Source organism: Ochrobactrum sp. PL_is501 (assembly GCF_055816895.1).
In genome coordinates, this window is the sequence record NZ_JBVPGR010000018.1 from 1 (window position 1) to 26,619 (window position 26,619).

Consider the following 26,619-nt stretch of genomic DNA (forward strand, 5'->3'; position numbering starts at 1 on the left):
CGTGGTGTTGCCGCCAACCGTGCCGTGACCGCCAAACCAACCGCCGGACGCGACATTGACCGTACCGGTGCCGTCGCCAAGCTTGCCGCCGTCAAGGCGCAGCCTCCCGGCATTGATATTCGTGTTGCCCTTGAAACCGCTACTGTCGCCCAAAAGCGCCAGCGTGCCGTCACCCGATTTGGTCAAGCCGCCCGAACCGGTGAAGACATTCGACAGCGTAAACACATTGTTGGCATCGGCAATGTCGAAGCCGCCGCCATTGGTGCCCCAGTTGATCAACTTGGTGGTATCGTTGAAAGCCGTGCCGGTCACCCGCAGCGTGCCGCCATCAAAATTGAGTGCGCCCGTGCCAAGGTTCTCTTGCTGTTCGACCGAAATCACGCCAGCGTTAAGATAAGTAGCGCCATAACTGTTATTGCCCGAAAGCACCAGCGTGCCGGTGCCCCTCTGCGTCACGCTGCCCGTGCCGCTAATCGCGCCGGAAAGCGCGGTTGCGCCAGTGTTATCGACCACAAGATCGCCGCCCGTCAGGGCGATATCGCCAACAATCGCACCATCCGTGGTGCCGTCGCCCAGTTGCAGAATGCCGCCCAAAACCGTCGTGCCGCCCGTATAGCTGTTATTCGCCGTCAGGACCAATGTGCCAGCACCGGATTTGGTGAAACTGCCCTTGGCGCTAGCTGCATCCGAGAAAACCCCGCTGAAAGTCGCCGTCTTGGTATCATCAACGGAAATCGTGCCGCCGCCGGAAGCCAATGCAACCGCCCGCGCGGAGTTCATCGTATCCATGACTTGCAGAGTGCCGCCGTCGAAACGCAGCCCGCCCGATGCATCGCCCAGATTGGCATCTGACGAAACAGACAGGATGCCTGCATCCAGATTGGTGCCACCCGAATATCTATTCGTACCCGAGAGCACCAAAGTGCCATCCCCGCGCTTGGTCAGCGAGCCCATGCTGCCCGCACCAAAATCTTGATTGACCGTAAACGTGTTGCCCGCATCGGCAATGTCAAACCCGCCGCCGCCAGCACCCCAGTTGATCGTGCGTGGTGTCGATTGCATCGTTGTGCCGGTGATCCGCAAATTACCGCCATCGAAATTCAACGCAACCGTCGCATCGCCAAGGTTTTTCTCCGAGCCGACCGAAAGCGTGCCGCCATTGATGTTCAGCGTACCAGTAAAGCCCGAATTATCCGCTGTAAGAATCGTCGTGCCAGAAAGCTGGTTGATCGTCCCAACACCGGAAATCGAAGGGTCAAATCTATAGTTGGTATCCGTATGATTGAAGTTGATCCTGCCTGTGCCAGTGCCGACGCCACCTTCGCCGATGATAACAGACTGGGCCCGCAACTGCCCGGCCCCAGCAGCTGATTCCCCAACAGCACCACCAATATTCAAAGTGCCGCTGCCACCATGACCTCCCACCTCAACTTTACCTCGCCCTTTGTCACCTTGGGTAACAATTGCACCGTTACTGATGGTCAACGTGCCAGTGTTTTGGAACCCCACTTCTAGTGCGCTCCCAGTGTCGTTCCAGGTCGAACCGATCCCATCAACGACGACTGTACCGGTCGTACTACCGTCGGCCCCGCAGCAACCAGTGCCGATTCCAGAATTTTGAATAGAATTATCTAGGCTACTGGTTACAGTGCCACCTCGACGGATGATCAAGGTGCCTTTAGCGCTGCCATACGGTGATACCCCATCCTCATAACCTACGAACAGTCCGCCCTTCAATATCCACGATGACCCCTGTCCGTCGACCGTCACATACCCCTGAGACCCCGTCTTTCCTATATAACTGGCTACGTTAGCGGTCCCGCCAGAAACCGTGCCGCCATTCGTAATGTTCAACGTGCCATCACCGTAAACACCAATGTAGATTGCGGATTGGCCGGACAAAACCGAGCCAGTTCCATCGACAGTAATGGTACCTGTGCCCCCCCTTGCAGAAGAGGAGCGGACAACATCTGTGACGGTAATTTGCGCACCTGAGTTGATAATGAGTGTGCCATCGCCGATGTTTCCAACTCGGAGGCGACCGTCAATCTGCCAACCTGAATCATGGGTGCCCGGAACAGTCTCTGTCTTGCCGCCATCAATCGTATAGTCAACGGCAAAAGCCGGCTGCACCATGCCTGCGCCGAGCCCCCCGACCACGAGCGCCAGCACCGAAGCGCCTGCGCGCAAGCTGCGTTTGAACGGAACCGCCAAAGGCGAACGGGTTGACAGTGCTGGCTGTCTCGAACGGTCAATCATCTTGTCTTCCAAACTTGCTTCAAAAAAAATCGATGCGCATGAATGCTCAGCCGGCAGATGGCTCTTACCGAGCCAACCGTCACCGGCTGCAATTTGCGAAAACATCGCCCCCGCCTGCATCCGCCAGACAAGGCGCGTCATTTCACGCAAGAACAATAAAAATTTCTGTCCCGATTTTCAGCTTATACACGCCATACAATAAATATCAATTAATCAGTACAAGTTCTATTTACTTTGTTGATAAGATTTATTTTAGAAGAAGCTAAATTATTTATGATTACATGATGATAGTTCGATACACCTACTATCGTCATCTCACATCAACAGGACTTCAATTTAGGGAATACTTAAAAACCGCAGGAAAAGCTGAAGACCTGGTTGCACGAGCATGAGATCAAGATCGCCGCAGTCAATGCGCCGATGCCTGTTGCCCAGTCTCCCGTTCCCTCCGAAGGTTGGGTTCGTCGCATGGTCCTGCGCGTCAAAGCAGGAACAAATGGCCGTCCTTCGGTAATTCCTCACCGGTAAATATCGTAATTGTCTTCTGGCAGCAGTTGGTTGCGGCTTCTCGCATACAGACCTCGATGAACCCCACACGCACTTCCCGCCGCGCGCCGTCCTGCGCCAATTCCTCCAGTTGCTCGCCGCCGTCACCTGTGGCCTCAAACCATTCGTGCCCAGGTTTGGATGACTTGACGGTCGAAAATGTCCAGGTTGCCTGCAAAGATCGAGGTGTCAAAAGCCGCAGTAAGTCTCTGAGATCAAGCGCCAGGACATTTTCTTTGAGATCATAAATCCTAAGTATCGCCATAACGTCCCCCTGACCGGAGGATTCGCTTTGGCAGCAGCACTTTGTCAACAGGACCTAAATTAAAACCGCAGTTTCCATATAATTCCCTATAACCTTTTTTATCTGTAGTAATATCGACACACCCTGGATAATCAGATGTATAAAATATAGTACTTACATCTAAACAACACAATAAAAGGCCACAATCGACTTATTTAATACTATAATCTGTTCTTTCCCTCCGGTTAGGCTTGCCCCAATTTAAAGAGCGAGGATTCCCTCCAATAAAGCCGTTTTCCGTGTGAATTGGCGTATAGCTCTAAAAACAACGCAACGCTGTCGAAAGGTTCTTCAACAAACTCAAACACTTCCGGGCCATCGCAACCCGATACGACAAACGCGACGATAATTTCCTCGCCTCTATCCAGCTTGCTTCAATTCGTATTTGGCTTCGATCTTATGAGTCGGTCACCTAGGCAGTGGGAAGAGGGTCACATGGCTCAGTTCTCAATGAAAATTAGCGGCTGATCCGGCTCACTTCTGCGTGGAAATCAACAGGCCTCCAGCAAACCCGTCTAAGTTCGGACCTTTTCAAAAAAGCGATTACACAACGTCCTCAATAGTAAACGACTTTCACAAGTAAATGTTTAATTCTGCTTAGCCAATCCATAGCGCTTAACCCATCCGCCTGATAATAGTATTCTGATCCAAGTTCCTTCAATGAGCGCTCAATCGCTAGTTCATTATCGGGAAAACGACGCATTAGGTCATCCAATTCATCAATGGTCGCCTTTATCTGATCCTGAGATAATTTGCTCGCAAAAGCTGCAACTACGTCCGCATCAGTGTCACCTTCAATGTCCCAATCCTGATGAAAGTACCCGCCAAAGAGTTGCTTCAAATAATCATTTTGATTGGCACAGGGGATCCAGTCAAGATTTTATATCCGATATTCATAGATGGGTCCTTTTGCAAAACAATTCGTATGTTTGACGAGGGAACAGATGTGTTTCCTCCCCGATTCATGACACTTCCCACTATTCTCCCAACGTCATAATTGATCACTAGGCGGTTATTCGTTCCACTCAAGAAAGCATTTATCTCGCTAGCATGAGTATCAATTGCAGAAGCAGTTGCGAATTCTGCAGAAGCTCTGTCTAAGAACGAAGATGCCGCAGAGATATTTGGCTGCGAAGCTAATCTCGCCGAGAGTTCCGCATCAGTTTTTCCCACATGTCGAGCTATTAGATGCCCGCCCGCAGCTTCATGCAGGCCGATATCGCCGCCGACCTGCCGGCCAATGGCCCACATCCGCTCTGCCGCCAGGCACTGATCCGATGCGACACCGATAGCCACCTGTTCTGGTACCAGCGCTATCATCATGTGATGCTCGACGGGTTCAGCTTCACGGCGCTGACGCGCCGCGTGGCGGAAATCTACAGCGCGCTTTCCGCCGGCGAAGCCGTGCCGCCGTCACCCTTCGGTCCCGTATCGGCGGTGATCGATGAACGCCGCACCTATGAAAACTCGGACGCCTTCGCTTCAACCGCTGAGAGTTACATCAAAGTTAAGGTTACGGTGCCACACGGTCCAATAAGGATGTCGAATTATTCAGCTTCGAGGCAGTTCGTCACCTCAAAGTGTACTTTTTTCCATAGTTCGTCTTCAATACTCGAAAAATTAGCATACTGAGTTATCATGCCTGATCTTTGTAATTGTCTGAGTGTTTCTTTGATGTCGGTGCCCTGGTTCAATTTATCGAGAGAGCTAAGAAAATATTTAGCGACATCGCCCTTGCCGTTTTTTGACAACTCCAATGCCAAGCTCTCAATTGCTGACTTTGCTATTTCTAAGTTCATTTGAAAGCCTTGTCTGTTCTTGTTACCCATGAATTCGGAAGATTTTGAATTACTGCTTGGTAGCCTTGTCCAGGGTAGCCTGCGCCTTGAGAAGCTGCAGCCCCTTCACTAACCCACGTACCCGCCGGAACGTTAAATTCTGAAACAGCTGTAATTTTCACGCCCCAATCATCCCTAATAGCCAAATTTTTTCGTAGTTCTCTTTCAGTTCCGTACTTTTCATTAGTAACCCAGCTTATTTTCTTTCCAGTTCTATTGTCTACACCATGGTATTTATAGAATGGGGTATCTACTAATAATTTTCGATTGGTATAAACTCCATCAGAAAAAGTATCTGCCACTTCTCTTGGTAAGGTTGGGCCAGGTAAATCTGATGTCCTACTCAGTTTTGCCAAGGCTTCATCGCCTTTGGCCAGACGTTTTCCGTCTACTACGAATTTGTAGCCACCGACGCCAACCGTTACAACGATGACACCCAGATCGATGTAAGTCTGGAGCTTTTCGGCTTGTTCCTGGCTATAGCCCATCTGTTCGCTGGTAAGGATTGCGACCAGTGCAGTTTTGGCCTCCTGTCCTGTAACAGCCTTTTGTATGTCAGCGGAAAGATGGTTGACAGACGGTGGTTCCGACGCTGCGATGATCACTGCACTAGCCGAGAATTGGCGGATGACGAATGTCTACGATGAACTCCTTAACCAGAACCGCGCGTTCCGAGCGCGCGTCCTGGCCTTCGCGGACATGTGGCCAGTTCTGAACGTCCGCGAGGTTCGAAAAAGCTTGGATTCGACGCGTTTTGGCAGATGGACCGAGACGCCCTTTTCGAGGCCTGCCGGCGCGAGGACGTCAAGATGCAGCCGGTGGGTTGGACGGCCGGCAATCTTCCTACTTGGCCTCAGCTTCTTCGCACGATCTATCTGATCCGCTGCAATCTGTTCCATGGCGCCAAGTCGCCTCAAAACGGTCGCGACCGAGATCTCGTTCGCCAGGCAGGCTGGATCCTGCGCTCGTTCATCCGAGACACTGGATGTTTCGATTGGCACGATTGAAGGTCGACTGCGCCGCTCCTATCGCTGAAGGTCTCTTTACCCCCCATCTGTTACCGGAGGCTGCCAGTCCACTTCCGGCCCCTTTCCGGTCAATATGAACGGCAGTTTGACGCGACTACATATGGCAAAATTCCCCTTTTGCCATATGTGAAAACTCGACAAACTAGAGCATATATTTGAGAACATATCCAAGCCAGACGCTCGACATAAAAGCCTGCGGCTCCGCCGTCGAACGGGTAGCAAGTGTCGCGGATTTTCGTTGGGTGCCCAGCGCTCCGTCAACAACCTATTATTTTCAGAGCCAACGAAAGACCGCGTGGCTTGTTCACGGTACAGTGTATCGCAGTCGGGGAAACTTTACAGTCGAACACAAAAATCCGCGATGCGTAAAAGAATGCGGCTTACGCCGCGTTCGTGATGCCACGATGAAATGCCTGAGGCTGAAGGTAAAGACATACGGTTATTTGCCGGTTGCTTTTTGAATTCGCACTTATTGGCGTTGTCAGGAGATATACAGAACCAGCAAAAATCATATCGTAAGGTGCAATGTCGACCTCAGTCTGTGCGCACGTGGTTCGTACGCGAACCAGTGAGACTTGCGTGGCGATGTGCATGGCAAATCTATCGCATCAGCGTCTGCGAGCGTCGGAGCAAAAGACTGCCGCCTCACTGACCACAAGACGGCTTCACAATTACCCGACGAAGTCATCGCCTCTTAGCGCAACCGGCCTTCGTCGGAGCTGTACGACATAAAGTGGTGGTCTCTATAAATCGGGGGGAGCTTTGTCCAGATCGATAAGGACGTACTCCGCGCCACTGGCGAAGATTGAGTTTTGCCTTAAGATTAATAATGTTGCTTAAAATAACGGCAAAAAGAAATAGCTTGACGGAATTGCGCTAAATTCAGTAATTTCTGGGTCAAATTCGTATTTTGGCATTTAGGCCCTTCTCGGAATCTGAAAATTCCGGAGGGGTTTTTTTGTTTGGCTTTCTGCATGTCTCAAAACAACAAAATTGACATCCCTGTCGGCGTCTTGTTTTCACACTCCGGTCCCTATCAAAAACTGGGCTACGAGGGCTATTGCGGAGCTATGGCTGCGATCAAGGCCGTCAATGATCGGGACCTTCCATTCAGTCTCGTTCCACTAATTGCCGACCCGAGCGGCAACCCCGACCGTTATGCGCCGCTGAGTGAAGAGCTGATTTCGCAACAGGGCGTTAAACACATCGTCGGCTGCACCACATCCTGGAGCCGCAAGGAAGTCATTCCCGTTGTCGAAAAGCGCGATGCACTGCTCTGGTATCCCTGCGTCTATGAAGGTTTTGAAGCGAGCGACCGCGTCGTTTATACGGCGGCCTGCGCCAACCAGCATCTTGTCCCGCTGATCGACTTTATTGTGCCCCGCTTCGGCAACCGCGCTATGTTGCTCGGCTCGAACTATATCTGGGGCTGGGAAACCAATCGCCTCGCCCGCGAAATGCTGAATGCAGCTGGCGGCGAAGTTCTCGGTGAGCGCGCCATCGCCATCGGCGACTCGGATATTGACCATCTCATCCGGGAAATCGAAAGCAAGAAGCCCGACTTCATCCTCAACAATCTGATCGGTGAATCGTCCTATACGTTCCTGCGCGCCTATGCGGAACTGGGCCGCCGAAACAGCGATTTCCGCACCTATGTCAGGCCCGTTCTGAGCTGCAATCTCTATGAAAGCGAGCTGGAGCATGTCGGCAATGCCGCCGAGGGCAATTACAGCGTAAGTTGCTATTTCCGCACACTGCCGGGCGAAACCAATCGCGCCTTTCTGGAAGCCGTCAGAAGCAATGGCTTTGACGGTAGCCTTTCGGCCATATTCGCCCAAGCCTATTCCAGTGTTCTGATGATCGCCGCTGGTATCGAACGGGCAGGCACCGACGATGTCGAAAAAGTGCTCGCCGCAGTCCAGACGCACACCACAAGCACGCCGCTCGGCGATGTGCTGGTCGAACCGCGGACAAACCATATCGCCCTGCCCGCCCATATCGGACGGGCCAGACAAGATTGCAGCTTTGAAATCGTGCATGAAGCCGAGGTCGCCATTCAGCCGGACCCGTTCATGGCGCGAACGCATCTTCAAACATCCGTCAATCCGGGCCAGCAGCCCGGCTTTCTGAGGCTCGTCAAATGACCATGACAGACCCGGCCTTCACCGTCGCCAGTTGGGGCGCATTCGAAAACTGGACCGCGCTGATCGTTCATCGCCGCCATACCAATGTCGATGCGATTGTGCAACAGTTGCGCCGCATCGGCGTGGACGCCGTGGAATGCTGGCCGGATCTGCCTGAGCACGCTGACATCTCCCGGTTCAACGTCGTCTTCTTCGATGTCGATATGGGCTATGACGAGCAGTTTCCGTGGCCGCCGCAGCAGGCCCCCGTGCCCACAGTCGCCCTGATCGGCTCGGAAGCACCGGGCCGGATCGGCTGGGCGCTCAATCAGGGCGCGGATGCACAGCTTTTGAAGCCAATCGGCAATGCGGGCGTCTATAGCGCTCTGGTCATCGCCATGCACAATTTCCAGCGTCGCCATGCGCTGGCAACCGAAATCGGCGAGCTGCGCGAAAGCCTTGCCGGACGCGAAGCCATTGCGCAGGCCACGGCAATCCTGATGTTCGCAGACAATATCTCCGCCAGACAGGCCTATCAGAAACTGCGCCTTGCCGCGATGGCGGAGCGCATCAGTGTCGAGGCCTTTGCCCGGCGGTTTCTGAACGAAAAGCAGACAGGGAACGATCGTGAGCGCGCTTGACACTCTTCCGGTCGGCCAGAAAAAAGCCGAACGCGGCGTTCTTGGCCGCATCATCCGCCGACCGCTGGCCGCATTCGGCCTTGTGGTCATCATCGTCACTGTCGCAGCCGCGCTCTTCGCGCCGTGGATCGTTCCCTTCGATCCGAACGAACAGTTCTTCGACGGCCTGACGCTGGAAGGCGCGCCGCTCGCGCCCAACCTGAAATTCTGGTTCGGCACCGATCTCGTCGGGCGCGATCTGTTCTCCCGTCTGGTCTACGGTGCGCAGACATCGCTGATCATCGGCGTGGTAGCCAACGGTATTGCGGTGCTCATCGGCTCGACTGTCGGCATTTGCGCCGGATATTTCCGTGGCTGGGTGGAAACCGTGCTGATGCGGTTCACCGATCTGATGATGGCCTTCCCCGCTTTGCTGCTGGCCATTGTGCTCGCCGCGATCTTCAAGCCGAGCCTCTGGATCGTCGCGATGGTGATCGCAATGGTCAACTGGGTGCAGATTGCGCGCGTGCTCTATACGGAAACCCGGTCTCTTTCGGAACGCGATTTCATCGAAGCTGAGCGCGCCATGGGTGCGGGTGCGCCTCGCATCATCCTCAAGCATATCCTGCCGCATCTCTTTTCCACGATGATCGTCTGGGCCACGCTTGGTATCGCCACCACCGTTCTTCTGGAGGCCACGCTGTCCTTCCTCGGCATTGGCGTGCAACCGCCAACGGCCTCCTGGGGCAATATCATCTTCGAAAACCAAACCTACTTCACGAGTGCACCCTGGCTCGTCTTCATTCCGGGCGCAGCAATCCTTTTGCTGGCGCTCGCCTTCAACCTCGTCGGTGATGCCTTGCGCGATGTGCTCGACCCAACCCAGCAGGGGCATCACTGATGCTTGCCTATATTGCCCGCCGCCTCATCCAGACTGTGATGATCCTGATCGGCATCAGCTTCGTGACCTTCATCCTGCTTTATCTGGTGCCAGCCGATCCGGCGCGCCAGATTGCCGGGCGCAGCGCGACAGCACAGACGGTCGAGAATATTCGTGAGCAGCTTGGCCTCAACCTGCCCTTCTATGAGCAATATCTACGCTATTTGAAGGGGCTCGTTCAGGGCGATCTCGGACGCTCCTATCTTCAGAAAACCGAAGTGGCGTCGCTGATCTGGTCGCGCCTGCCCGCAAGCCTGCTGCTGATGGCCGGCGCCATCTTCTCGGAACTCGCCATCGGTCTCACCATGGGCGTCATCGCGGCCACCCGGCGCGGCAGCCGCACCGACAATGCCTTGATGATCTTTTCATTCGTCGGCGTTTCGGCCCCGCAATTCGTTATCGGCATTCTGATGCTCTACGTGTTTGCGGTTAAGCTCGGCTGGTTCCCGATCGGCGGCTACGGAACGTTCATGCATCTCGTCCTGCCTTCGCTGACGCTCGGCCTTCTGGGCGCAGGCTGGTATTCGCGCATGATGCGCTCCTCGCTGCTCGACGTTCTTCGCCAGGATTATATCCGCACGGCCCGCGCCAAGGGGCTGGCGCGCTGGAAAATCCTGCTGCGTCACGCCATGCCCAACGCCATCCTGCCGATCATCGCCATGATCGGAATCGATATCGGTCTGTTCATGTCGGGCATTGTCGTCGTTGAAAGCGTGTTCGGCTGGCCCGGCATCGGTCAGCTTGCCTGGCAGGCAATCCAGCGCGTCGACATTCCCATCATCATGGGCGTCACGATCGTATCCGCCTTCGCCATCGTTCTCGGCAATCTGCTCGCCGACCTCATCACTCCACTGATCGACCCGCGCATCAAGCTGCGGTGAAACCAAAAGACTCCAGAGAAAGGGACACCAATGAAAAAGACTTTTCTATCCGGCATATCGGCGCTGGCGCTTGGCCTCGCCATCTCGTTCGGCGCGCAAGCCGCCAACATCAAGCAGGGTGGCTCGATGATCGTCACCTATAAGGACGACGTTTCGACGCTCGATCCCGCCATCGGCTATGACTGGCAGAACTGGTCGATGATCAAGTCACTGTTCGACGGCCTGATGGACTACGAGCCGGGCACCACCAATCTGCGCAAGGAAATTGCGGACGATTACACGATCTCCGACGACGGCAAGACCTTCACCTTCAAGCTGCGCAAGGGCGTGAAGTTCCACAATGGTCGCGAACTGACCGCCGATGACGTCAAGTATTCCATCGAACGCGTCGTCAACCCGAAGACCCAGAGCCCCGGCGCTGGCTTCTTCGGCTCCATCGTCGGTTTTGAGGATGCATCCGCAGGCAAGGCCGAGGCGCTTTCCGGCATCACCGTGGTTGACCCCTACACCATCAAGTTCGAACTGAGCCGTCCGGACGCGACCTTCCTGCATGTGCTGGCGCTGAATTTCGCCCATATCGTGCCCAAGGAAGAAGTCGAGAAATACGGCGCAGATTTCGGCAAGCATCCGGTCGGTTCCGGCGCTTTCAAGATGACCGAATGGACGCTCGGCCAGCGCATCGTCTTCGAGCGTTTCAAGGATTACTATAATCCGTCGCTACCAAAGCTTGACCAGATCACCTTCGAGGTCGGTCAGGAGCCGGTCGTTGCCCTTCTGCGTTTGCAGAACGACGAAGTCGACATTCCAGGTGACGGCATTCCGCCTGCGAAATTCATCGAAGTTACCAAGGATCCGAAGTTCAAGGACCTGATCATTCAGGGCGGTCAGCTGCACACCGGCTATGTGACCATGAACGTCAAGATCAAGCCTTTCGACAATGTGAAGGTGCGTCAGGCCGTCAACATGGCCATCAACAAGGACCGTATCGTCCGCATCATCAACGGTCGCGCTGTCCCGGCCAATCAGCCGCTGCCGCCGTCGATGCCGGGCTATGCCAAGGACTATAAGGGCTATCCTTACGATCCTGAAAAGGCAAAGGCGCTGCTCGCCGAAGCCGGTGTGGGCGATGGTTTCGAAACCGAGTTGTTCGTCGCCAATACCGATCCGCAGCCGCGCATCGCACAGGCCATCCAGCAGGATCTGGCCGCTATCGGCATCAAGGCCTCGATCAAATCGCTGGCTCAGGCCAATGTCATCGCAGCAGGCGGCGAGCCTGACGGCGCGCCGATGGTCTGGTCTGGTGGTATGGGCTGGATTGCCGACTTCCCGGATCCGTCCAATTTCTACGGCCCGATCCTGGGTTGCAGCGGTGCGGTACAGGGCGGCTGGAACTGGTCGTGGTACTGCAATGCAGAGCTGGACAAGAAGGCGCAGGAAGCTGACGCCATCGTTGACCCGGCCCGCAAGGAAGAACGCGAAGCCATGTGGCGCGATATCTATCTGAAGATCATGGACGACGCGCCATGGGCGCCGATCTTCAACGAGGAGCGCTTCTCGGTTCGCTCTGAACGTCTGGGCGGTCCCGACGCGATCTTCGTCGATCCTGTCCACATTCCGGTCAATTACGACGAGGTTTATGCAAAAGATGTGCAATAATTGCCATTACACCATTCATGGTCGGCATCATCATTTCGGCTGGGACAACTCGTTCCAGCCGGCTGAAACGGTCGCGCCCGGCTCGACCCTGAAATTCGAATGTCTGGATAGCGGCGCAGGCCACTATCATCGCGGCAGCACGGTCGCCGATGTGTCGACGATGGACTTTTCCAAGGTCAATCCGGTTACCGGCCCGATCTTCGTCGACGGCGCCAAGCCGGGCGATGTCCTGAAAATCACCATCCACCAGTTCGAGCCTTCAGGTTTCGGCTGGACGGCGAATATTCCGGGCTTCGGTCTTCTCGCCGACGACTTCAAGGAACCGGCGCTGGCCTTGTGGAACTATAATCCCACAACGCTGGAGCCAGCACTTTTCGGAGAGCATGCGCGCGTGCCGCTGAAGCCGTTCGCCGGAACCATCGGCGTCGCACCGGCGGAAAAGGGCCTGCATTCGGTTGTGCCGCCGCGTCGTGTCGGCGGCAATCTCGACATTCGCGATCTTGCAGCCGGAACCACGCTTTATCTGCCGATCGAAGTCGAAGGCGCTCTTTTCTCCATTGGTGATACCCATGCAGCACAGGGCGACGGCGAAGTCTGCGGCACCGCCATCGAAAGCGCGATGAATGTCGCTCTGACGCTGGATCTCATCAAGGATACGCCACTGAAGATGCCCCGGTTCACCACGCCGGGGCCAGTGACGCGGCACCTAGATACCAAGGGTTACGAAGTCACCACCGGTATCGGGTCCGATCTGTGGGAAGGCGCGAAAGTCGCCCTTTCCAACATGATCGACCTTCTTTGCCAGACGCGGAACCTCAACCCGGTGGATGCCTATATGCTCTGCTCGGCTTGTGGTGATCTGCGCATCAGCGAAATCGTCGATCAGCCGAACTGGGTCGTATCGTTCTACTTCCCGCGTTCCGTTTTCGAATAAGGCATAAGGGGGCGGTCCCAGCCGCCCCTCTTCCATCACTCAGCGAGCACAAACATGAACACGCCTTCTCCGCTTCTGCAGGTAAGAGATCTCGTGACGCAGGTTGCGACGCCCGACGGTGCACGCACTGTCGTCGACCGACTTTCCTTTGATCTGCAATCCGGGGAAACCTTGTGTATTGCCGGCGAAAGCGGTTCCGGCAAATCCATGACCGTGCTCTCGCTGATGCAGCTTTTGCCCAAATCATTGGCACGCGTCACCGGCGGCACCGCCGTGATGAACGGTCGCGACATTCTCAAGCTCAACGAAAACCAGATGCGCAGTGTGCGCGGGCGTCATATCGGGATGATCTTTCAGGAACCCATGACCTCGCTGAACCCGGTTCTGACCGTTGGGCGACAATTGGCGGAAGCTGTCGCCAATGAAGCTGACCCGAATGGCGGCCTGTCCGGCGCGGCGCTGAAGCAGCGCTGCAAGGACTTGCTCGATCAGGTTCAGATTTCCGATTCCAGCCGTCGCCTGTTGCAATATCCCTACGAACTCTCCGGCGGCATGCGCCAGCGCGTCATGATCGCGATGGCGCTTGCCCAGAAGCCAGAAATCCTCATCGCCGACGAGCCGACGACCGCGCTCGACGTGACAGTCCAGTCGCAGATACTTGCGCTCATTCGCAAGCTTCAGGCCGAGAACGGCATCTCGGTCATTCTCATCACCCATGATATGGGCGTTGTCGCCGAAATGGCAGACCATGTTCTCGTCATGAACAAGGGTAGGCAAGTCGAGCAAGGCCCACTGCGCGATGTCTTCCACCATCCTCGTGACGAATATACGCAGCGACTGCTTGCCGCTGTGCCGCGGCTCGGTGAAATGACTGGCACCGATAAGCCGAAGCGCGCGCCAGCGGAACCGAAGGCTGAGCCAGCGCCTGCACCATCCAGCCCCATTCTCGAAGTCGAGAATCTGGTTGTTCGCTTCGACATAAAGGGCGGCATCTTACAGCGCCCTGTCCGGCGCGTTCATGCTGTGGAGGGCGTATCCTTTACTGTCAATCGCGGTGAGACACTGTCACTGGTCGGCGAATCCGGCTGCGGCAAGTCCACCACCGGCAAAGCTCTGCTCAATCTGGTTCCATGGAGCGGCGATATCCGCATCGATGGCAAGAGCACGAAGGGTCTGAGCCGCACAGCGATGCGACCGGTGCTGCGTGACATTCAGATGATCTTTCAGGATCCCTATGCTTCGCTCGATCCGCGCATGCGGGTTGGCGACCTTGTGGGCGAACCACTGACGATCCATGGTCTAGCATCAGGCAGTGAACTGAAAGACCGTGTCGAATATCTCTTCCGCCGGGTCGGTATGTCTGCGGATCAGATGAAGCGCTATCCGCACGAATTCTCCGGCGGCCAGCGGCAGCGCATCTGCATTGCGCGTGCTTTGTCATTGTCACCGAAGCTGATTGTAGCGGACGAAAGCGTTGCGGCTTTGGACGTTTCGATACAGGCGCAGGTTCTGGATCTTTTACAGGACATCCAGAACGAGACGGGCGTTTCGTATCTCTTCATCAGCCACGATATGGCGGTGGTTGAGCAGATCAGTCACCGTGTTGCGGTGATGTATGCGGGCCGTTTTGTTGAGACTGGAACGCGTGCGCAGGTGTTTGAGAACCCGCAGCACGCCTACACGCGTCGTTTGATGTCAGCGGTTCCTGTTGCAGATCCGGATCGTGAGCGTCGTTTGTTTGTGGCCAATGAAGGCGAGCTTCCAAGCCCGGTGAAGTCGCTTGACTATGTGGCACCGCATCTCGAACATGTGGCGCTTGGCGACGGACATTCTGTCTGGCATGAGGCTGGTGTCTAGGCTCAGGACTTAGCTAACAGAGCAGTTTCCCATGACGTATGCCAATTTTCCCAACGTCTGGCCCAATATGCGACGGTGACGAATAATCTGTCGCTCCTTGATCAAAAGAGGGCAGCAACTCCTCGCTGGAGGCCGCGTCGGTCAGATCTCTTATTGCGTTGTCGAGATCTATGATGAGGATTACTTGTTAGTCGGCGCCAATCCCAGTATGCCGACCAACGAAACGCGCCGCCACGTGCGAGATTGGCTGACTGCCTATGGCATTATCGATTGACTCGTAGCAACTAAGGGCGAACCGGGATTTTCCAGGACATCATGTCTCAAAATCCGAGCGTATATCCGATATCATTCCAAATTTAATTGCTACAGCAATACAAGTGCTAGGCTGTTGCTAGGCAAAAAAAGCAAACAACCACACAATCTATTCGGTCAAAATTTACAGGCAATTTCAAGGGGATAAATGGTGGCCGATGAGAGACTCGAAAAGTCAAATCTCTCATCGCGATTCCATATATCGTATTGTTTTTACGTAATTATTAGGTTTACCTAATATTTAATTTTGTGACATTGTGACGACATAAATTCTGTGATCATTTGAGCGGGAAGTTAGCTCAAACGTAAGTCACTGCTGATCGGTATCAAGAATGCGTAGCACCGCTAGGAGCATGTTTCGGATTGTGTTAGTGACATTGTCTGGGCTTCTTCCAAGAATTCTTTGAAAATCACTCGGATTGATTTGTTCGCGCTTGGACGTGGGGTAAGTAATTAGTTCTTGCATCAAGTTTCCGACACACAACGTCGCGGCGAGAAGAAACTGGTCGCCAACATTTAAATCAGATGGCCTCCTTAAATTACTGTTACTCTCTGGAACCTTAATTATCGGGAAAACCTTACTTTCGAATAAATCTATTGTTTCTAAAATTTCAGGAAAGTATTTTTTAACCGACTGCGATTCGAAATTAACTTTATACGCGTTATGCGCAAACTCATTTCTAATTTTACGTATACAATTAATTCGAATAAACGTATTCTTACTTATCCAACCAAGATGATAGCAAATGGTGATACGATTACCAAACGTAGACAAAGGACCGTTTCCCGCAAAAATCCTTTCACGGGCTGAAGAAGTGTTCAAATCATACATATTCTTAGAAATAAGACTTTCAACTTTGTCTTCAATCAGAGAGGCAAGAACAAGAACTCGCGCTGTATCGCTCTCATTTTTGAGCCGGCCAATAATTTCGGGTAGTTCACTTCCATCATAGGGAATAGACATAATGGTAAGTGCCGCCTGCTCAAGCTTTGCTTTGTAATATGCATTGACAGCCGCATTAAGTGCTTCTGGAGGTATCATTGCCCTCACCTCAAGTTTGGGTTTGCTTCCAACTAGTATTGTAAGCTTATTAGATCATGCGCACGTGCGATAAAATAAAACTTATGTAATATTTAATGCGCGCCCGAGAATACGTATAAATGTCTCCAATGAAGGAATAAAAAGAATGACAAAGCCCATAATATAAACACCAAAGCAAACAAGCCTTGGCAAAGGTGAAGAAAGATCATCAACCATATATTGCAGATGGTAGACGTCCGCCTGAAACGAGAATGATGTTTCTTTAATTGGTATCGTATATCCCCACATAATCCTTGGTGATGAAACCATATCCTTTGCCATCTCGCAGGTGTTAATATATCCGTTCGCCTGCATATAACCATTCGTGCAATCGCCATAGGTTTGCTCGATCGACAAATCTTGATCGTCATTTAAATCGGTTCTTGGCGCAACATGATCGGGAGCTTCTTCGTCTTCATTGAAATCCGGGGAAGCACCCAGAACGCGTGTTAGAAGTGAGTAAGTAAGAGCGTCTAATTTTGGGCTATATGATAAACTATCATGCCAGTTTTCTTTATGCCATGACAAGTTACCGCACCGCCGAGCGTAAGCTTCAGCCACATCTTCAAATGAAGATATACAAACAGTAGGAGAGTTTAAACCTATTCTTGACCTACTGAAATCGTCTGAGTTAGGAAATTTTGAAATATTCTCTGGACAAAATATCGAGTATATTATGGATCCAAAACCTATTAAAAACAATCCAAAATATAAAAAATAAAGCTTTTCCAATGAGTATGAGCTGATAGACCCATCGCCAGCATAAATACCTATATTCCTTAAGAATACACCTGAAAAATCTAATAAATCTATTACATTATTATTGAATATAATTAGAGAACCCACGAACGGAGCTACAATCGTCATTTTGACTATATAGGAGTTGCCAATACGGGACAACGATGACCATTTTGCCTTCTCAGAAAGAGCCAAGAATATCCCAGCAATTATGCTTTTGAGTTTCATAAAGTTTCTTGAAATAGCCCCCAAAACAACCACCCCTTTCGGTCCTCGTTTTTGCACGCATTTATCATTGCCGCAGCACAAACGAAAGAAAAGCCCACTGGCAAACGCAGTCGGCTTTTCCTTAATTTAATCGGTTTAGCAACTAGCCAAAGCGCGCTACTTCGCCAGCGGGGTCGCGAACGATCAAATAGCCGTCCCTGTGAAAGGCGACTACCCAATCTTCGATCTGCTCAAGCATGCTCATGGACTCTTGCAGATATTCGGGTCCGCATCGGCATGAATGCGCTCTATCCTGTTGCAAAGCAGATTTATAAGGGCTTCGCGGGGATTGCCGGATTTTCCACGAACGCCGGACACCATAGCCTTAAGTTCGGGTGACAGCGCCATTATGCGACCTCCCGCTGGTTCTTCTGGTGTTCGGCAAGCGCCATCAAGAGGTATTCGGCAGCCGCTCGCATGTTATGGGCCATCATCTCGATATTCCACTGAAGTTCACTGTCACCAGTCGCGCCGGGCGAAACAGCGTCAATGAGCGCCGCTGCACTCTCCGGGAAATCAAGGCCGTGATCGCCAAGCGCGCAATGAAAGTTCCCGATTTCATCATTCTTGCTATTCCGGTCGATAAGGAATTGCGCGAACGTTGCAGCATGTGCGGGGGTCATGGTATTCGTGTTCATAAGAACCTCTTTCAGTCGTTGTTTGGGGTTTCGTTCTGCCGGGGCGGTTGCAGCCGCTTCCGGCAGTATTTCATCAAGCCGTGGGCTTGATGTTGCCCGCAAAGGGCTATTGATCGGATCGGCGCTGTTGTGCCCGTCGCGTTCAATTTCGATTTTATTGCTCATGAGGTCGTCCCTTGAATGTTGCGGGACCTCCCATCTGTTCCATATCGAATTACTTTTCAATAGGATTTTATAGGCTAACACTCGCCCTTGGCTTGCAATTCATAATAATGCAACTTAATCGATTATCCAGTGAACGCATAAGCAGGCCAAGCGCCAAGTTCGCCCACGGCTTCAATGATACGCGTGCGTAGATCGTCGGGCGCAGCCGGATCAAACGTCCGGGCGATATTCTCAAGCTGGTCAATGACGGCTTCGTAAGTATGGGAATGGAAATAGTGGTCTGTCACTTCGGTCATGGTTTCCTCAATGGTTGATTTGCGAGGGAAGCATGACATGCGAAGAATCACTGTGCAAGACAAATACTCCTTACTAATCAATTAGTTATGTTAAGTAAGCACTTACTTATCTTTGAAAAAATTAAGCCCCATACCGCGACGGGATGCGATACGGGGCTTAACTCACTGACCAAGGATGCCAGCCGGAACGCCAATAACGGCTGACAATTCATTTATAGCGGGATCGTGCCGGGACCGCATACGATTGTTGAAAAAGCCCATGCCGGACAGGGGGAAATATAGGCGGGTAGCCAAACACTCGGTCGCTTCGCTCCCTCCCTGCGCGGCCTTCGGCCTTGCCCGCTCGCTAGCGCTCGCCGGACTTTCTGTCGCTTGGAAGCTCTGAACGTTCAATGGGAAAGGAAGGTAAAGCTATTAACCTGAATGCTCATCTAGGAATTGGACATAGCTTCACCTAACACACAGAAAGACGTAGGGCCTATCGGCAAGCGTCTGTTCTATGCTGTAGGTGAAAGCCAGTCCAAAATCTCAAATTCTCATCTGAGGCCACCATAGAACCACCATATGACGGGGCGCTAGGGGAGAACATACTAGACTTCGGAAACCCTGTTACAGGTAAGCGGGGGTCAGCCTGTCCGCTTTTACTCCTAGCTTCATGATCCTTGCGGGATCAACTGGCGTAAGAAGCATCGAACCAAGTCTAGCAATTCGATGCCCTTTGCAGGTCGTAATGCTCAACGGAGCCTGCACCTACGGGACTGATCTTTATGGCTTGAAATCATCGGCGGCTATGCCAGCCTATTCAGAGAGCGAAATAATCAGGACCGCTTTTAATCGCCCATCACTAGACGATACAGAGAAATATAGCAAAAAGTGGCGGGACCGGCAAAGAATTAATTTTCAAACAAAATGTGCAATCGCATCAAAATTCTGCTATAAGTAATGTTGCATACGTTGTTATCAGAGGCGGCGAATGCAAAAACCCCAGAGGAAATCAGGCCTCTGGGGTTTATATTTATATATGTCTTGATTTTCCAGATTCTTTTCTACCCACTCTTGTTTTGACGCTATTGAATATTCCTACAAATTGACTCACTGGCGAACATTTACCACTTGAGGCAAGAATTCACCTTACGAACAGAAAATCCGCACCAGTGACTCGCTATGGCAAACTTAGCGGCTGCGGCTGTTCATGTAGTTTCCGGGCCTCGTCTGGCGTCGCAATTCATCCGCAACCATGCCACGCATAGATTGCTCCATGGTGCGGGCGAGTTTATTAGCCAAATCGGTATTCTGTTCCGGTGTGCCTGCGCTACCGTTCACAGTGATCGGCGCGGAAATGCTGATTTGTTGCACGGGTGCGTTACTGTTCGCGGCCTTCAATTCAGGATTGCGAAGCGTAGGCGTCGGGCCGACATAACCGCCTTCCGCATAACCGCGCTTGGCAGTCAGGTGAAGGCGTTCAAGGTTTTTCACGCCAAGGCGACGGGTCGCGGCTGCGGACATGACATATTCGCCCTTATGAACCATACCGGCAGGCTGGTGCTTTCCACCGGGGCCGGTATAGCCGCCTTCGGCCCATCCGAAGATAGCGCCGAAAAGCCCACCACCGCCTGCCGTGCCGAACAATCCGGCAAGCGGTCCCTGTCCAAGCAAGGAAGCCTGCAAAACGGCGTCCATGAGCGAACTAGCAAGATTCCGCACGGCGTCCGTCAAACTCGTGGTGCCGGTCAGGAGGCCCGACAGTGATGACGTGAAGCTCTGCGCAAAATATTCTTGTGCCGTGCGCAAGCCCTGCGCTTCGTTCGCGGCCTGCGCCTGTGCAAGGCGAAGCTGTTCCGTCATGGTGATTTGTTCGCGGGCCTTCCTGATTTCCTCATCAGTCAGGGTCAGGCCGTTGCGCTTCGCGTCCTGCTGATAGCGGTAAAGTTCCAGTTCGACACGCTTTTGACTTGCGGTCATGCCGGTCAGGGATTGTTCAAAACGGGCTTGGTCAAGCCCTTCCTGCACGGTCTGGTTAAGGCTCTTGCGGGCTTCATCCTGCCGTTTGATTTCGTCTATGGCCTTCTGCTGGCTTTCGGAAGGCGGAAGCTTATCCGGGACCGTTTGCGTGTTGTTATAGGCGGTGCGGATCGTATCGGCGTCAACGCGGCGCAAGCCTTCCCACCGGCCCCGAAGCTTTTCAACATCCCCGCCAGTGGAAGCGGCAATAGCTTGTGCAATCGCGTCCTGCACCTTCTCATCAAAAAGATGATCGCCAGCAAGGCCGAGCCGGGGCATGAAATCCAACAAGGTTTCACGCGTGATTTGGTAACGGCCAAGTGCGGACGAATTGTAAGTGTTGTTCGGGTCCGCAAGCATCTGCTTTTGCAAGGCGAGGACTTCATTAATCGTCATGCCGGTGAGGTTGCGATTACCACCGGTAAACTTGCCGTAACCAAGGGTTTCATTGTAGCCGCGCCCCTTGTCGGTGCCTTCTGCCGCTCCGAGCAACGGAAGCAATTCCTTGAAGCTGCCAAAGCTGGCAACCGTGCGGGCCTGATCACGGATGCGGGCCGCTTCCTCAATCTCTGCCGGGGATTTGGCATTCTGCATGGCACGTTGAAACGCGGCGTCTATCTGGTCAAGCTTCGCAAGCTCGTCCAGTTCGGCTTTGAGTTCTGGCACCATGTTTTTCAGGTCGGTAAGGGCCTGCTTAAAATTTGCCGCTGCGGCTGCGGTGCCGTTGAATGCACCGGACGCGCCAAGCGTGATATTCGACAACTCGCGAAGCGCTGCGGCAAATTCCTTGCTATGCGGGGTCAGGCTGGCAATCTGGTTGTCAACGGCTTCAAGATCGGCTTCCAGCCGCGACAAGGCAAGGCCGTCAATCGCGTCATCGAAGTCAGGCTTGTTGCGAAGATCGTTGATGCGTTCCAGAATGTCGGCGCGGCGCTCAAGAAAGGTATTCAACCGGCCTTCATCGGAAAGGGCATAATCCCGTTTGGCTGCGATGTAGTTATTCCCGGTAATGGTATTGATTGCGTCTGCAATCTGGCGAGCATAGCCGACGCTCTGAATAGCGGCCTGCTTGGAATATACCAAGACGTTACGCCACATGGTTTCCCATTGAGCATCAATCTTTCTTGCGGCCTCAAGCTGTTCGTCGGCGAAAAGTGCGGCTTCGCTGCGAAGCTTCTGGATTTGGTCAACAGAAAGACCAAGCACCTTGGAAAGTTCTTCCGCGCCCGTGCCGCCGAAAAGCTCGTCAAGATTGCGGGCCTGCGCGGCCTTGTCCATCTTTTGCAGCTTGGCAATAATCTCATCAAGGAAGGCGGAAGGATCACGCAAGCGTTCGGCAACATCTGCGGCAGTCAGGCCGAGCCGTTCAAAGGCTTCCTGTGCGCTGCCCTTGCCAGTGCGGGCGAATTCGTCACCGCGAATATTCAGTTCCTTGAAGGCGTCGGTTACGCCGTCCACGCTCGCGCCGGTCGCCTTGGCAACATAGGTCCATTGCTGCCAAACCTTCGTTGACACGCGGGCCTTGTCAGCTTCGCGGCTGACTTCCGCGACCGTGGAAGCAATCTGCTTGATGCTGCTCGCAACTGCGGCAACCGCACCACCGGCAACAAAGGGCGCGAACATGCCGGAAAGCTTGTCGCTGATACTGCCAGCGGCTTTCCCCATGGTCTTGTCCATATTGTCAGCGGCCTGCTTCGTCCGCTTTTCCATGGCGCTGGTTCCACGGTCAAGCGCCTTCTGCCCGCGTGCAATCTGCTTTTGCAACTGGTCATATTTCAGTTGCATCACAATCGCCAAGCGTTCTTCGTCAGTAACCGGGTTTGCCATTACGCGGCCTCTTTCATAGCTGCGGCTTCCGCTTCGCGGATAAGCCGTTCAAATTCTTCGGGATCGTCGTGAATAGAGCGCTGATTATCGTTCGCGGCTGCACGGAAAACCGCGAGCGCCGACGCGATAGCTCCATCAATGTGGTTGCTATGCCGAGTGCCCTTGTGCATCGTGGTCAGTTCCCCGGCATTGGTCGCCCGCTTCACCACCACGCTTTCAAAATGATTGCGCAAGATCGGGTGCGCGTCGTGCCGGATGCGCTTCCCGTTGACGATGCGTTCAAGGTCGCAAATCGGGCCGTGCATATTCTTCGGCGTCTGCGGAAGCTGCAAAACGTTAATGCCCGCGTCCGTAAGCTTCGTCATGATCGGCCCGGCAAGCGACGGGTCAAAAACCACTTCCCGCACGTCATAAGTGCCGCAAAGGTCAATAATCTGGTCGGCTATGGCGTCCGGTTCGATGACGGAACCGTCAATGACGCGCAAAAGCCCATCGTCACGCCACCGGGGATAGGGAACCTGTTCAAGCCGCGCTTTCTCGTCCAAGCCTTCGGACGGCAGGAAGAACCAAGGATAAACCGAAATGCGCCCGTCATCGTGCTTCCACGCGCCAACTATAGCGGTCAGGTCGCCGGAACGGGACAGGTCAACGCCAAGATAGCAGGGAAGCGCCTCAAGGTCGGCAAGGTCAAAATGCGGATCGCAACCGGCGTCATAGACGGCCATATCAAACAGGGGATCGCGGGAAGCGGCCTGCCAGATATTCAGGTTGAATTGCTGAAACTGGTATCGGGCGGGCGGGCTGTTCTCTGCCGTGCGCGCCGCCTTCCGCAAGCCGTCAATGTTCGGAAAGCCGAACGGCAGGCCGGGATTAGCCTTCAACCACGTCTTTTCGTTGCGCCAGTCGTCGCCGGGATCGGCTTGAAACAGGATCGGCAAGAATGATGGGTCCTCAATCTCGCCGGTCGCGACCTTATAGGCGTAATCGTAAAGCTCAAAACCTACGTTGTCCTGCCCACGTCCTGCCGTGGTGCAAATGATCATAAGCGGGTCATCTGCCTTCACCATGCCGCTGTCGATTGCTTCCCAAAGGATGCGCCCCTTCCAAGCGTGAATTTCATCGACAAGCACAAAGGTCGGCGTGGTGCCGTGCTGTGCCTTGCCGTCACTGGAAATAGCTTTCAAGGTCGCGCCGTTCCGCAAACTCTTGATTTGCTTCGCGGCGTTATGGGCTTCATTGATCTTTGTCGCGGCGACAAGGCGTTTATCCTCGCGAACGATGTTCGCCGCTTCCCTGAAGCCTATGCCCGCCTGCTCGCGGTCGCACGCCGCAAAAATTACCTGTCCAGCCGGAACGGCTTCGGGGCCTATGAGATGCAAAAGCGACCACGCGGCAGCATGGCTGGTTTTACGGTTCCCACGACCGAGCATAAGGAAAACCGTCTTCACAATTCTGCGCCCGTCCGGGTGCCGAGGTCCATAGATGCGCCGCGTGATGCGTTCGAAAGGGTCAAAAAGCTGAAATGCCCGTTTCGGCGCGGTGCTGGCCGGATGTCTCAACGCCTGAATAAAGTCAACGGCGTCCTGCCCGTATCCGAAGGGGTCCGGGATTGGGGAGCCGTCATAAATCCAATGCGGGAATGCGCTCTTGCTCAAGGGCGGCTCCTGCCGATCATAAGTGGATTGTCATCGTCATCGTCGGCGGCTTCCATCATGGCCGCACGGGATCGGGCGGCAGGGGTAAGGCCGAGTTCGCCAGCCGCACGCAATTGCTGTTGCTGCGCCTGTAGTAGGATCGTCGAAAGCGGATTGCGTTTCCCGGCGATTAGCAAACCGGTCGCATGAAGTTCCTTGTGCGCCTGCCGCATGGTTGCGACGGCAATTACATAGTTTTCCAGCGCCGAAAGGTCAGCTTCGGTCAAAACCTTGCGTTCGTCTATCAGGATCGGCGCCACACGGCGCCATTCCGCCTTCGCCTCTTTTGACAAATATGACGGGGTTTTCGGGATCGCGGTAACCGGCGATGTTCCCAGAATGATGGTTGCGGGCTTCACGCCACGGGTCATTTCAATGCCTCCCCGCGAAGTTCCAAGCCGTCGCGGTTGCCAAGTTCCTTGATTTCCTTCAAGCCATAGGCGCTGCCGTTGTAGGTCACGCGGTCGGCGGTCGTGATCCCAGGGCGATATCGGACACGGAAAATCATGGTGCCGGTTTCGGCCTCGCCGTAGCCGGTAAAGAATTCAGTTGCCGTCTGTTGCAGGACTTCCGCCCAAACGGTTGCAACCGGCGTCCACGTCTTCACGACACTGCCGGACGGCTTCACGATTTCGGTTTCGCGCTCAATGGCGATGCGGCGATTCAGTTTTCCGATATTCAGCATCAGACAATCCACCTGATAAGGGCTTCCACTGACAGGATGCCATGTCCGTATGCAGGGTCAGGATCACGCGGGAATATGGATTTCGTGACGCGGAAATGATCGCAATAGCCGCCTTCGATCTGGATATTTTTCTTGTCGAGCGCAGCCATAACCGCGCCTGCGATTTCCTTGACTGCCTCCTGTCCGGCGTCGAGCGTCCAAATGTGCAAATCGAGATAAACCCACGCCATGCGCTGCGCGGTATAATCGTAACCATGCAGGGCCGTGCTACCATTGCTCATTATTATTGCGGGCGTTTTGTCAGGCCGGGTGCTACCGCTGCGGATATGGTCAGCCGGAACAACCGCAACCACGTCCGGCGATGAAACCAGCCGGGAACGGATAGCGGTTTGGAGGGCCAAAGTCGGCTCAATCATTGGTCGCTTCCTTTCGACGGGGTTCCCTTGCTCCAAGTCTGGCGGATGATCTTGCGGCCCGCCCGGTTGATACGGCTCAGGGCCTTCTTTTTGCCAAGCAGATAGCCGGGCCAGAAGAACGGTTGCGCTTCGGCTTTGCTGGTTCCGTATTCGACAAGGTGCGGATATCGAACTTCCTTATTGCCTGCCGTGATCATGACAGCACCTTCCGGCACGGTATGACTGCCGCCCGGTTGCGAGTATGGCGGGGTCTGTTCGCCGGGGCCGGTGACTGCGATGCTGTCAATGAGCGCGCCGGTATCGCGGGACGCTTCGGCAAAGCCACGTTGCAGGCTGGCGATTTCTTCCGCGCCCTTCATGAGTTCCGGCTTGATCTGCTGGCGAATGGCTTCCGGTATGGCGTCCAGTTTCGCGAAAATGCGCTGCAAATCTTTATTCCGTGCCATCGTGGAACCACTTTTCGCGATAGCTATCTAGAACCGAAGCGACACTTTGCGGCGCGATCTGCATAGAAAGGCCGAACGTTGCGACCGAACGGGCTTCAAAATAGAAAGAAACAAGGCGCAAAATCGCAAGTTTCACGTCTGCCGGGACGGTATCAAGGTCAGCAATCCGCTTGCCGATGTAATTCCCGCACCACGTTTCTGCCGCTTCGATGTAAAGCGAGATAAGCTCATCTTCGGCGGTTCCGTCTACCTTCATATGAGCCTTTGCGACTTCAAGGCTAATTGCTGACATTCTGATTTCCTGAAAAACTTATATTCGGTGTCTCTTGTGCAGTGCTCCCCGCGCCGGTCCCTTTTTCTTTAGGTAAATTAGAGACTACCCCCGGTGAGCAGTTCGAATGCTTGCGAGCATGGGCGTTTTTGCTAAGGGTCAGGGCTTGCTCAACGGTCCATCCGAGTTTGATCCGATTGCGGATCGTGTTTCGTGACATGCCTGTTTCCGCTGCCCATTCCTTGAGGGTGCGCCTGTGGCCGAACGCTTCGTAAAGCTTGGCGTTTGCAGCATGGGTGCGATTTGACCTTTCAATCGCATTGCGGTGCTGTCGAGGTGTGGCAAGGCTGAACTTGTGTTTCGGTTCGGTGCGTTCAATCCATTCCCGCACGCGTTTATCGGGTCGAGGTTTAACGTTGAAACGTGCATAGGCACGCTGTCGAATAGCCGCGCATTCGGCTTCAAATTCTTCCCTATCGATCTGGCGAGCGCGTTCTGCCGGGGTCATACTAAAACCTCATCCGGCAAATGGGACGTTCGACATACGGCGATTGAATCAGATACGTATGTGCTCTCACAGAGTTGGAGGGCATGAGACAATGGATATTGAAGAACACGGCAACTTTTACATACACAGACAGACAATCGCTGATCGTGACGGACGTATTACGGAATACTTTGATGTCGGGCACATCATCGATGTGAATGGCCGACGCATCCATAAGGTGAATTCCGATGTTGGCTTCTCCAATCGAGCCGAAGCTCTCCAATGGATACAGAAGCAAAAAGCCTAGCG

General features: G+C 53.8%; 26 protein-coding genes and 1 pseudogene. 10 read left to right on the plus strand and 17 right to left on the minus strand.

The window, feature by feature from the left end; all coding sequences use genetic code 11:
- Together AC0TOF_RS00880 and AC0TOF_RS00885 are read right to left on the minus strand one after the other, a co-directional pair.
- On the minus strand, positions 1 to 2,259 hold a 2,259-nt coding region (locus tag AC0TOF_RS00880; RefSeq protein WP_473766864.1), incomplete at its 3' end, for a beta strand repeat-containing protein.
- Positions 2,260 to 2,740: 481 nt separating this feature from the next.
- The gene (locus AC0TOF_RS00885) at positions 2,741 to 3,070 is read right to left on the minus strand and encodes a hypothetical protein (protein WP_473766865.1); all 330 of its coding nucleotides are present in this window, start codon (positions 3,068 to 3,070) and stop codon (positions 2,741 to 2,743) included.
- Positions 3,071 to 3,372: 302 nt separating this feature from the next.
- Between AC0TOF_RS00885 and AC0TOF_RS00890 the strand changes: the two are divergent.
- Positions 3,373 to 3,525, plus strand: a pseudogene (locus tag AC0TOF_RS00890) (IS5/IS1182 family transposase); the annotation flags it as partial.
- 140 nt (positions 3,526 to 3,665) lie between these two features.
- Here AC0TOF_RS00890 and AC0TOF_RS00895 read toward each other — a convergent pair.
- Together AC0TOF_RS00895 and AC0TOF_RS00900 are read right to left on the minus strand one after the other, a co-directional pair.
- Positions 3,666 to 3,950: a contact-dependent growth inhibition system immunity protein gene (locus AC0TOF_RS00895; RefSeq protein WP_473766866.1), complete on the minus strand. Its 285-nt coding sequence runs from the start codon at positions 3,948 to 3,950 to the stop codon at positions 3,666 to 3,668.
- The gene (locus AC0TOF_RS00900) at positions 3,947 to 4,360 is read right to left on the minus strand and encodes an RNase A-like domain-containing protein (RefSeq protein WP_473766867.1); all 414 of its coding nucleotides are present in this window, start codon (positions 4,358 to 4,360) and stop codon (positions 3,947 to 3,949) included. Before AC0TOF_RS00900 ends, AC0TOF_RS00895 begins: the two co-directional genes overlap by 4 nt.
- On the opposite strand from AC0TOF_RS00900, the gene AC0TOF_RS00905 reads away from it, so the two are divergent.
- Positions 4,298 to 4,741 (plus strand): condensation domain-containing protein, encoded by a 444-nt coding sequence (locus tag AC0TOF_RS00905; protein WP_473766868.1) that lies wholly within the window; start codon positions 4,298 to 4,300, stop codon positions 4,739 to 4,741. The genes AC0TOF_RS00900 and AC0TOF_RS00905 overlap by 63 nt on opposite strands.
- Before the next feature lie 163 nt (positions 4,742 to 4,904).
- On the opposite strand, the gene AC0TOF_RS00910 is transcribed toward AC0TOF_RS00905, so the two are convergent.
- Entirely contained in the window at positions 4,905 to 5,552 is a 648-nt protein-coding gene (locus tag AC0TOF_RS00910; RefSeq protein WP_473766869.1) for a hypothetical protein, read from the minus strand.
- 1,397 nt (positions 5,553 to 6,949) lie between these two features.
- On the opposite strand from AC0TOF_RS00910, the gene AC0TOF_RS00915 reads away from it, so the two are divergent.
- The 7 genes from AC0TOF_RS00915 to AC0TOF_RS00945 are packed head-to-tail and all read left to right on the plus strand — an operon-like array spanning position 6,950 to position 14,986.
- Entirely contained in the window at positions 6,950 to 8,119 is a 1,170-nt protein-coding gene (locus tag AC0TOF_RS00915) for a transporter substrate-binding domain-containing protein (protein WP_473766870.1), read from the plus strand.
- A 2-nt stretch (positions 8,120 to 8,121) separates the two neighbouring features.
- The gene (locus AC0TOF_RS00920; protein WP_078339954.1) at positions 8,122 to 8,739 is read left to right on the plus strand and encodes an ANTAR domain-containing response regulator; all 618 of its coding nucleotides are present in this window, start codon (positions 8,122 to 8,124) and stop codon (positions 8,737 to 8,739) included.
- A 49-nt stretch (positions 8,740 to 8,788) separates the two neighbouring features.
- Complete coding sequence (locus AC0TOF_RS00925) at positions 8,789 to 9,619, plus strand: ABC transporter permease (protein ID WP_473766891.1); 831 nt, start codon at positions 8,789 to 8,791, stop codon at positions 9,617 to 9,619.
- On the plus strand, positions 9,619 to 10,539 hold the full coding sequence (locus tag AC0TOF_RS00930; RefSeq protein WP_473766871.1) for an ABC transporter permease: 921 nt from the start codon (positions 9,619 to 9,621) through the stop codon (positions 10,537 to 10,539). Before AC0TOF_RS00925 ends, AC0TOF_RS00930 begins: the two co-directional genes overlap by 1 nt.
- Positions 10,540 to 10,569: 30 nt before the next feature.
- The gene (locus tag AC0TOF_RS00935; protein WP_473766872.1) at positions 10,570 to 12,195 is read left to right on the plus strand and encodes an ABC transporter substrate-binding protein; all 1,626 of its coding nucleotides are present in this window, start codon (positions 10,570 to 10,572) and stop codon (positions 12,193 to 12,195) included.
- Positions 12,185 to 13,129 carry an acetamidase/formamidase family protein gene (locus AC0TOF_RS00940; protein WP_473766892.1) on the plus strand — a complete coding sequence of 315 codons (945 nt, stop codon included), beginning with the start codon at positions 12,185 to 12,187 and terminating at the stop codon, positions 13,127 to 13,129. Before AC0TOF_RS00935 ends, AC0TOF_RS00940 begins: the two co-directional genes overlap by 11 nt.
- Positions 13,130 to 13,183: 54 nt before the next feature.
- The gene (locus AC0TOF_RS00945) at positions 13,184 to 14,986 is read left to right on the plus strand and encodes an ABC transporter ATP-binding protein (protein ID WP_473766873.1); all 1,803 of its coding nucleotides are present in this window, start codon (positions 13,184 to 13,186) and stop codon (positions 14,984 to 14,986) included.
- Between the two features lie 622 nt (positions 14,987 to 15,608).
- On the opposite strand, the gene AC0TOF_RS00950 is transcribed toward AC0TOF_RS00945, so the two are convergent.
- The 12 genes from AC0TOF_RS00950 to AC0TOF_RS01005 all read right to left on the minus strand — a co-directional run bounded on the left by AC0TOF_RS00950 (position 15,609) and on the right by AC0TOF_RS01005 (position 26,331).
- Positions 15,609 to 16,340, minus strand: coding sequence for an MltR family transcriptional regulator (locus AC0TOF_RS00950; protein WP_473766874.1), 732 nt, complete (start codon positions 16,338 to 16,340; stop codon positions 15,609 to 15,611).
- A gap of 81 nt (positions 16,341 to 16,421) precedes the next feature.
- Positions 16,422 to 17,402, minus strand: coding sequence for a hypothetical protein (locus AC0TOF_RS00955; protein WP_473766875.1), 981 nt, complete (start codon positions 17,400 to 17,402; stop codon positions 16,422 to 16,424).
- Between the two features lie 329 nt (positions 17,403 to 17,731).
- Positions 17,732 to 18,187: a hypothetical protein gene (locus tag AC0TOF_RS00960; RefSeq protein ID WP_473766876.1), complete on the minus strand. Its 456-nt coding sequence runs from the start codon at positions 18,185 to 18,187 to the stop codon at positions 17,732 to 17,734.
- A 122-nt stretch (positions 18,188 to 18,309) separates the two neighbouring features.
- Complete coding sequence (locus tag AC0TOF_RS00965; RefSeq protein ID WP_192799422.1) at positions 18,310 to 18,483, minus strand: hypothetical protein; 174 nt, start codon at positions 18,481 to 18,483, stop codon at positions 18,310 to 18,312.
- A gap of 1,173 nt (positions 18,484 to 19,656) precedes the next feature.
- The gene (locus tag AC0TOF_RS00970) at positions 19,657 to 22,311 is read right to left on the minus strand and encodes a lysozyme family protein (RefSeq protein ID WP_473766877.1); all 2,655 of its coding nucleotides are present in this window, start codon (positions 22,309 to 22,311) and stop codon (positions 19,657 to 19,659) included.
- Positions 22,311 to 23,966 carry a terminase large subunit gene (locus AC0TOF_RS00975; RefSeq protein ID WP_473766878.1) on the minus strand — a complete coding sequence of 552 codons (1,656 nt, stop codon included), beginning with the start codon at positions 23,964 to 23,966 and terminating at the stop codon, positions 22,311 to 22,313. Before AC0TOF_RS00975 ends, AC0TOF_RS00970 begins: the two co-directional genes overlap by 1 nt.
- A complete protein-coding gene (locus AC0TOF_RS00980; protein ID WP_473766879.1) occupies positions 23,963 to 24,376 on the minus strand; it encodes a phage terminase small subunit P27 family in 414 nt (137 codons plus the stop codon). Before AC0TOF_RS00980 ends, AC0TOF_RS00975 begins: the two co-directional genes overlap by 4 nt.
- On the minus strand, positions 24,373 to 24,690 hold the full coding sequence (locus AC0TOF_RS00985) for a phage head closure protein (protein WP_473766880.1): 318 nt from the start codon (positions 24,688 to 24,690) through the stop codon (positions 24,373 to 24,375). Before AC0TOF_RS00985 ends, AC0TOF_RS00980 begins: the two co-directional genes overlap by 4 nt.
- Positions 24,690 to 25,106 carry a DUF3168 domain-containing protein gene (locus AC0TOF_RS00990; RefSeq protein WP_473766881.1) on the minus strand — a complete coding sequence of 139 codons (417 nt, stop codon included), beginning with the start codon at positions 25,104 to 25,106 and terminating at the stop codon, positions 24,690 to 24,692. Before AC0TOF_RS00990 ends, AC0TOF_RS00985 begins: the two co-directional genes overlap by 1 nt.
- Positions 25,103 to 25,552, minus strand: a complete 450-nt coding sequence (locus AC0TOF_RS00995) for an HK97-gp10 family putative phage morphogenesis protein (protein ID WP_473766882.1) — start codon at positions 25,550 to 25,552, stop codon at positions 25,103 to 25,105. The genes AC0TOF_RS00990 and AC0TOF_RS00995 overlap by 4 nt, the downstream gene beginning before the upstream one ends.
- Complete coding sequence (locus AC0TOF_RS01000) at positions 25,539 to 25,844, minus strand: head-tail connector protein (RefSeq protein ID WP_473766883.1); 306 nt, start codon at positions 25,842 to 25,844, stop codon at positions 25,539 to 25,541. Before AC0TOF_RS01000 ends, AC0TOF_RS00995 begins: the two co-directional genes overlap by 14 nt.
- Positions 25,831 to 26,331, minus strand: coding sequence for a hypothetical protein (locus AC0TOF_RS01005; RefSeq protein ID WP_473766884.1), 501 nt, complete (start codon positions 26,329 to 26,331; stop codon positions 25,831 to 25,833). Before AC0TOF_RS01005 ends, AC0TOF_RS01000 begins: the two co-directional genes overlap by 14 nt.
- 91 nt (positions 26,332 to 26,422) lie before the next feature.
- Here AC0TOF_RS01005 and AC0TOF_RS01010 point away from each other — a divergent pair, with 91 nt between their 5' ends.
- Positions 26,423 to 26,617 carry a hypothetical protein gene (locus AC0TOF_RS01010; protein WP_151643105.1) on the plus strand — a complete coding sequence of 65 codons (195 nt, stop codon included), beginning with the start codon at positions 26,423 to 26,425 and terminating at the stop codon, positions 26,615 to 26,617.
- Positions 26,618 to 26,619: the final 2 nt, after the last annotated feature.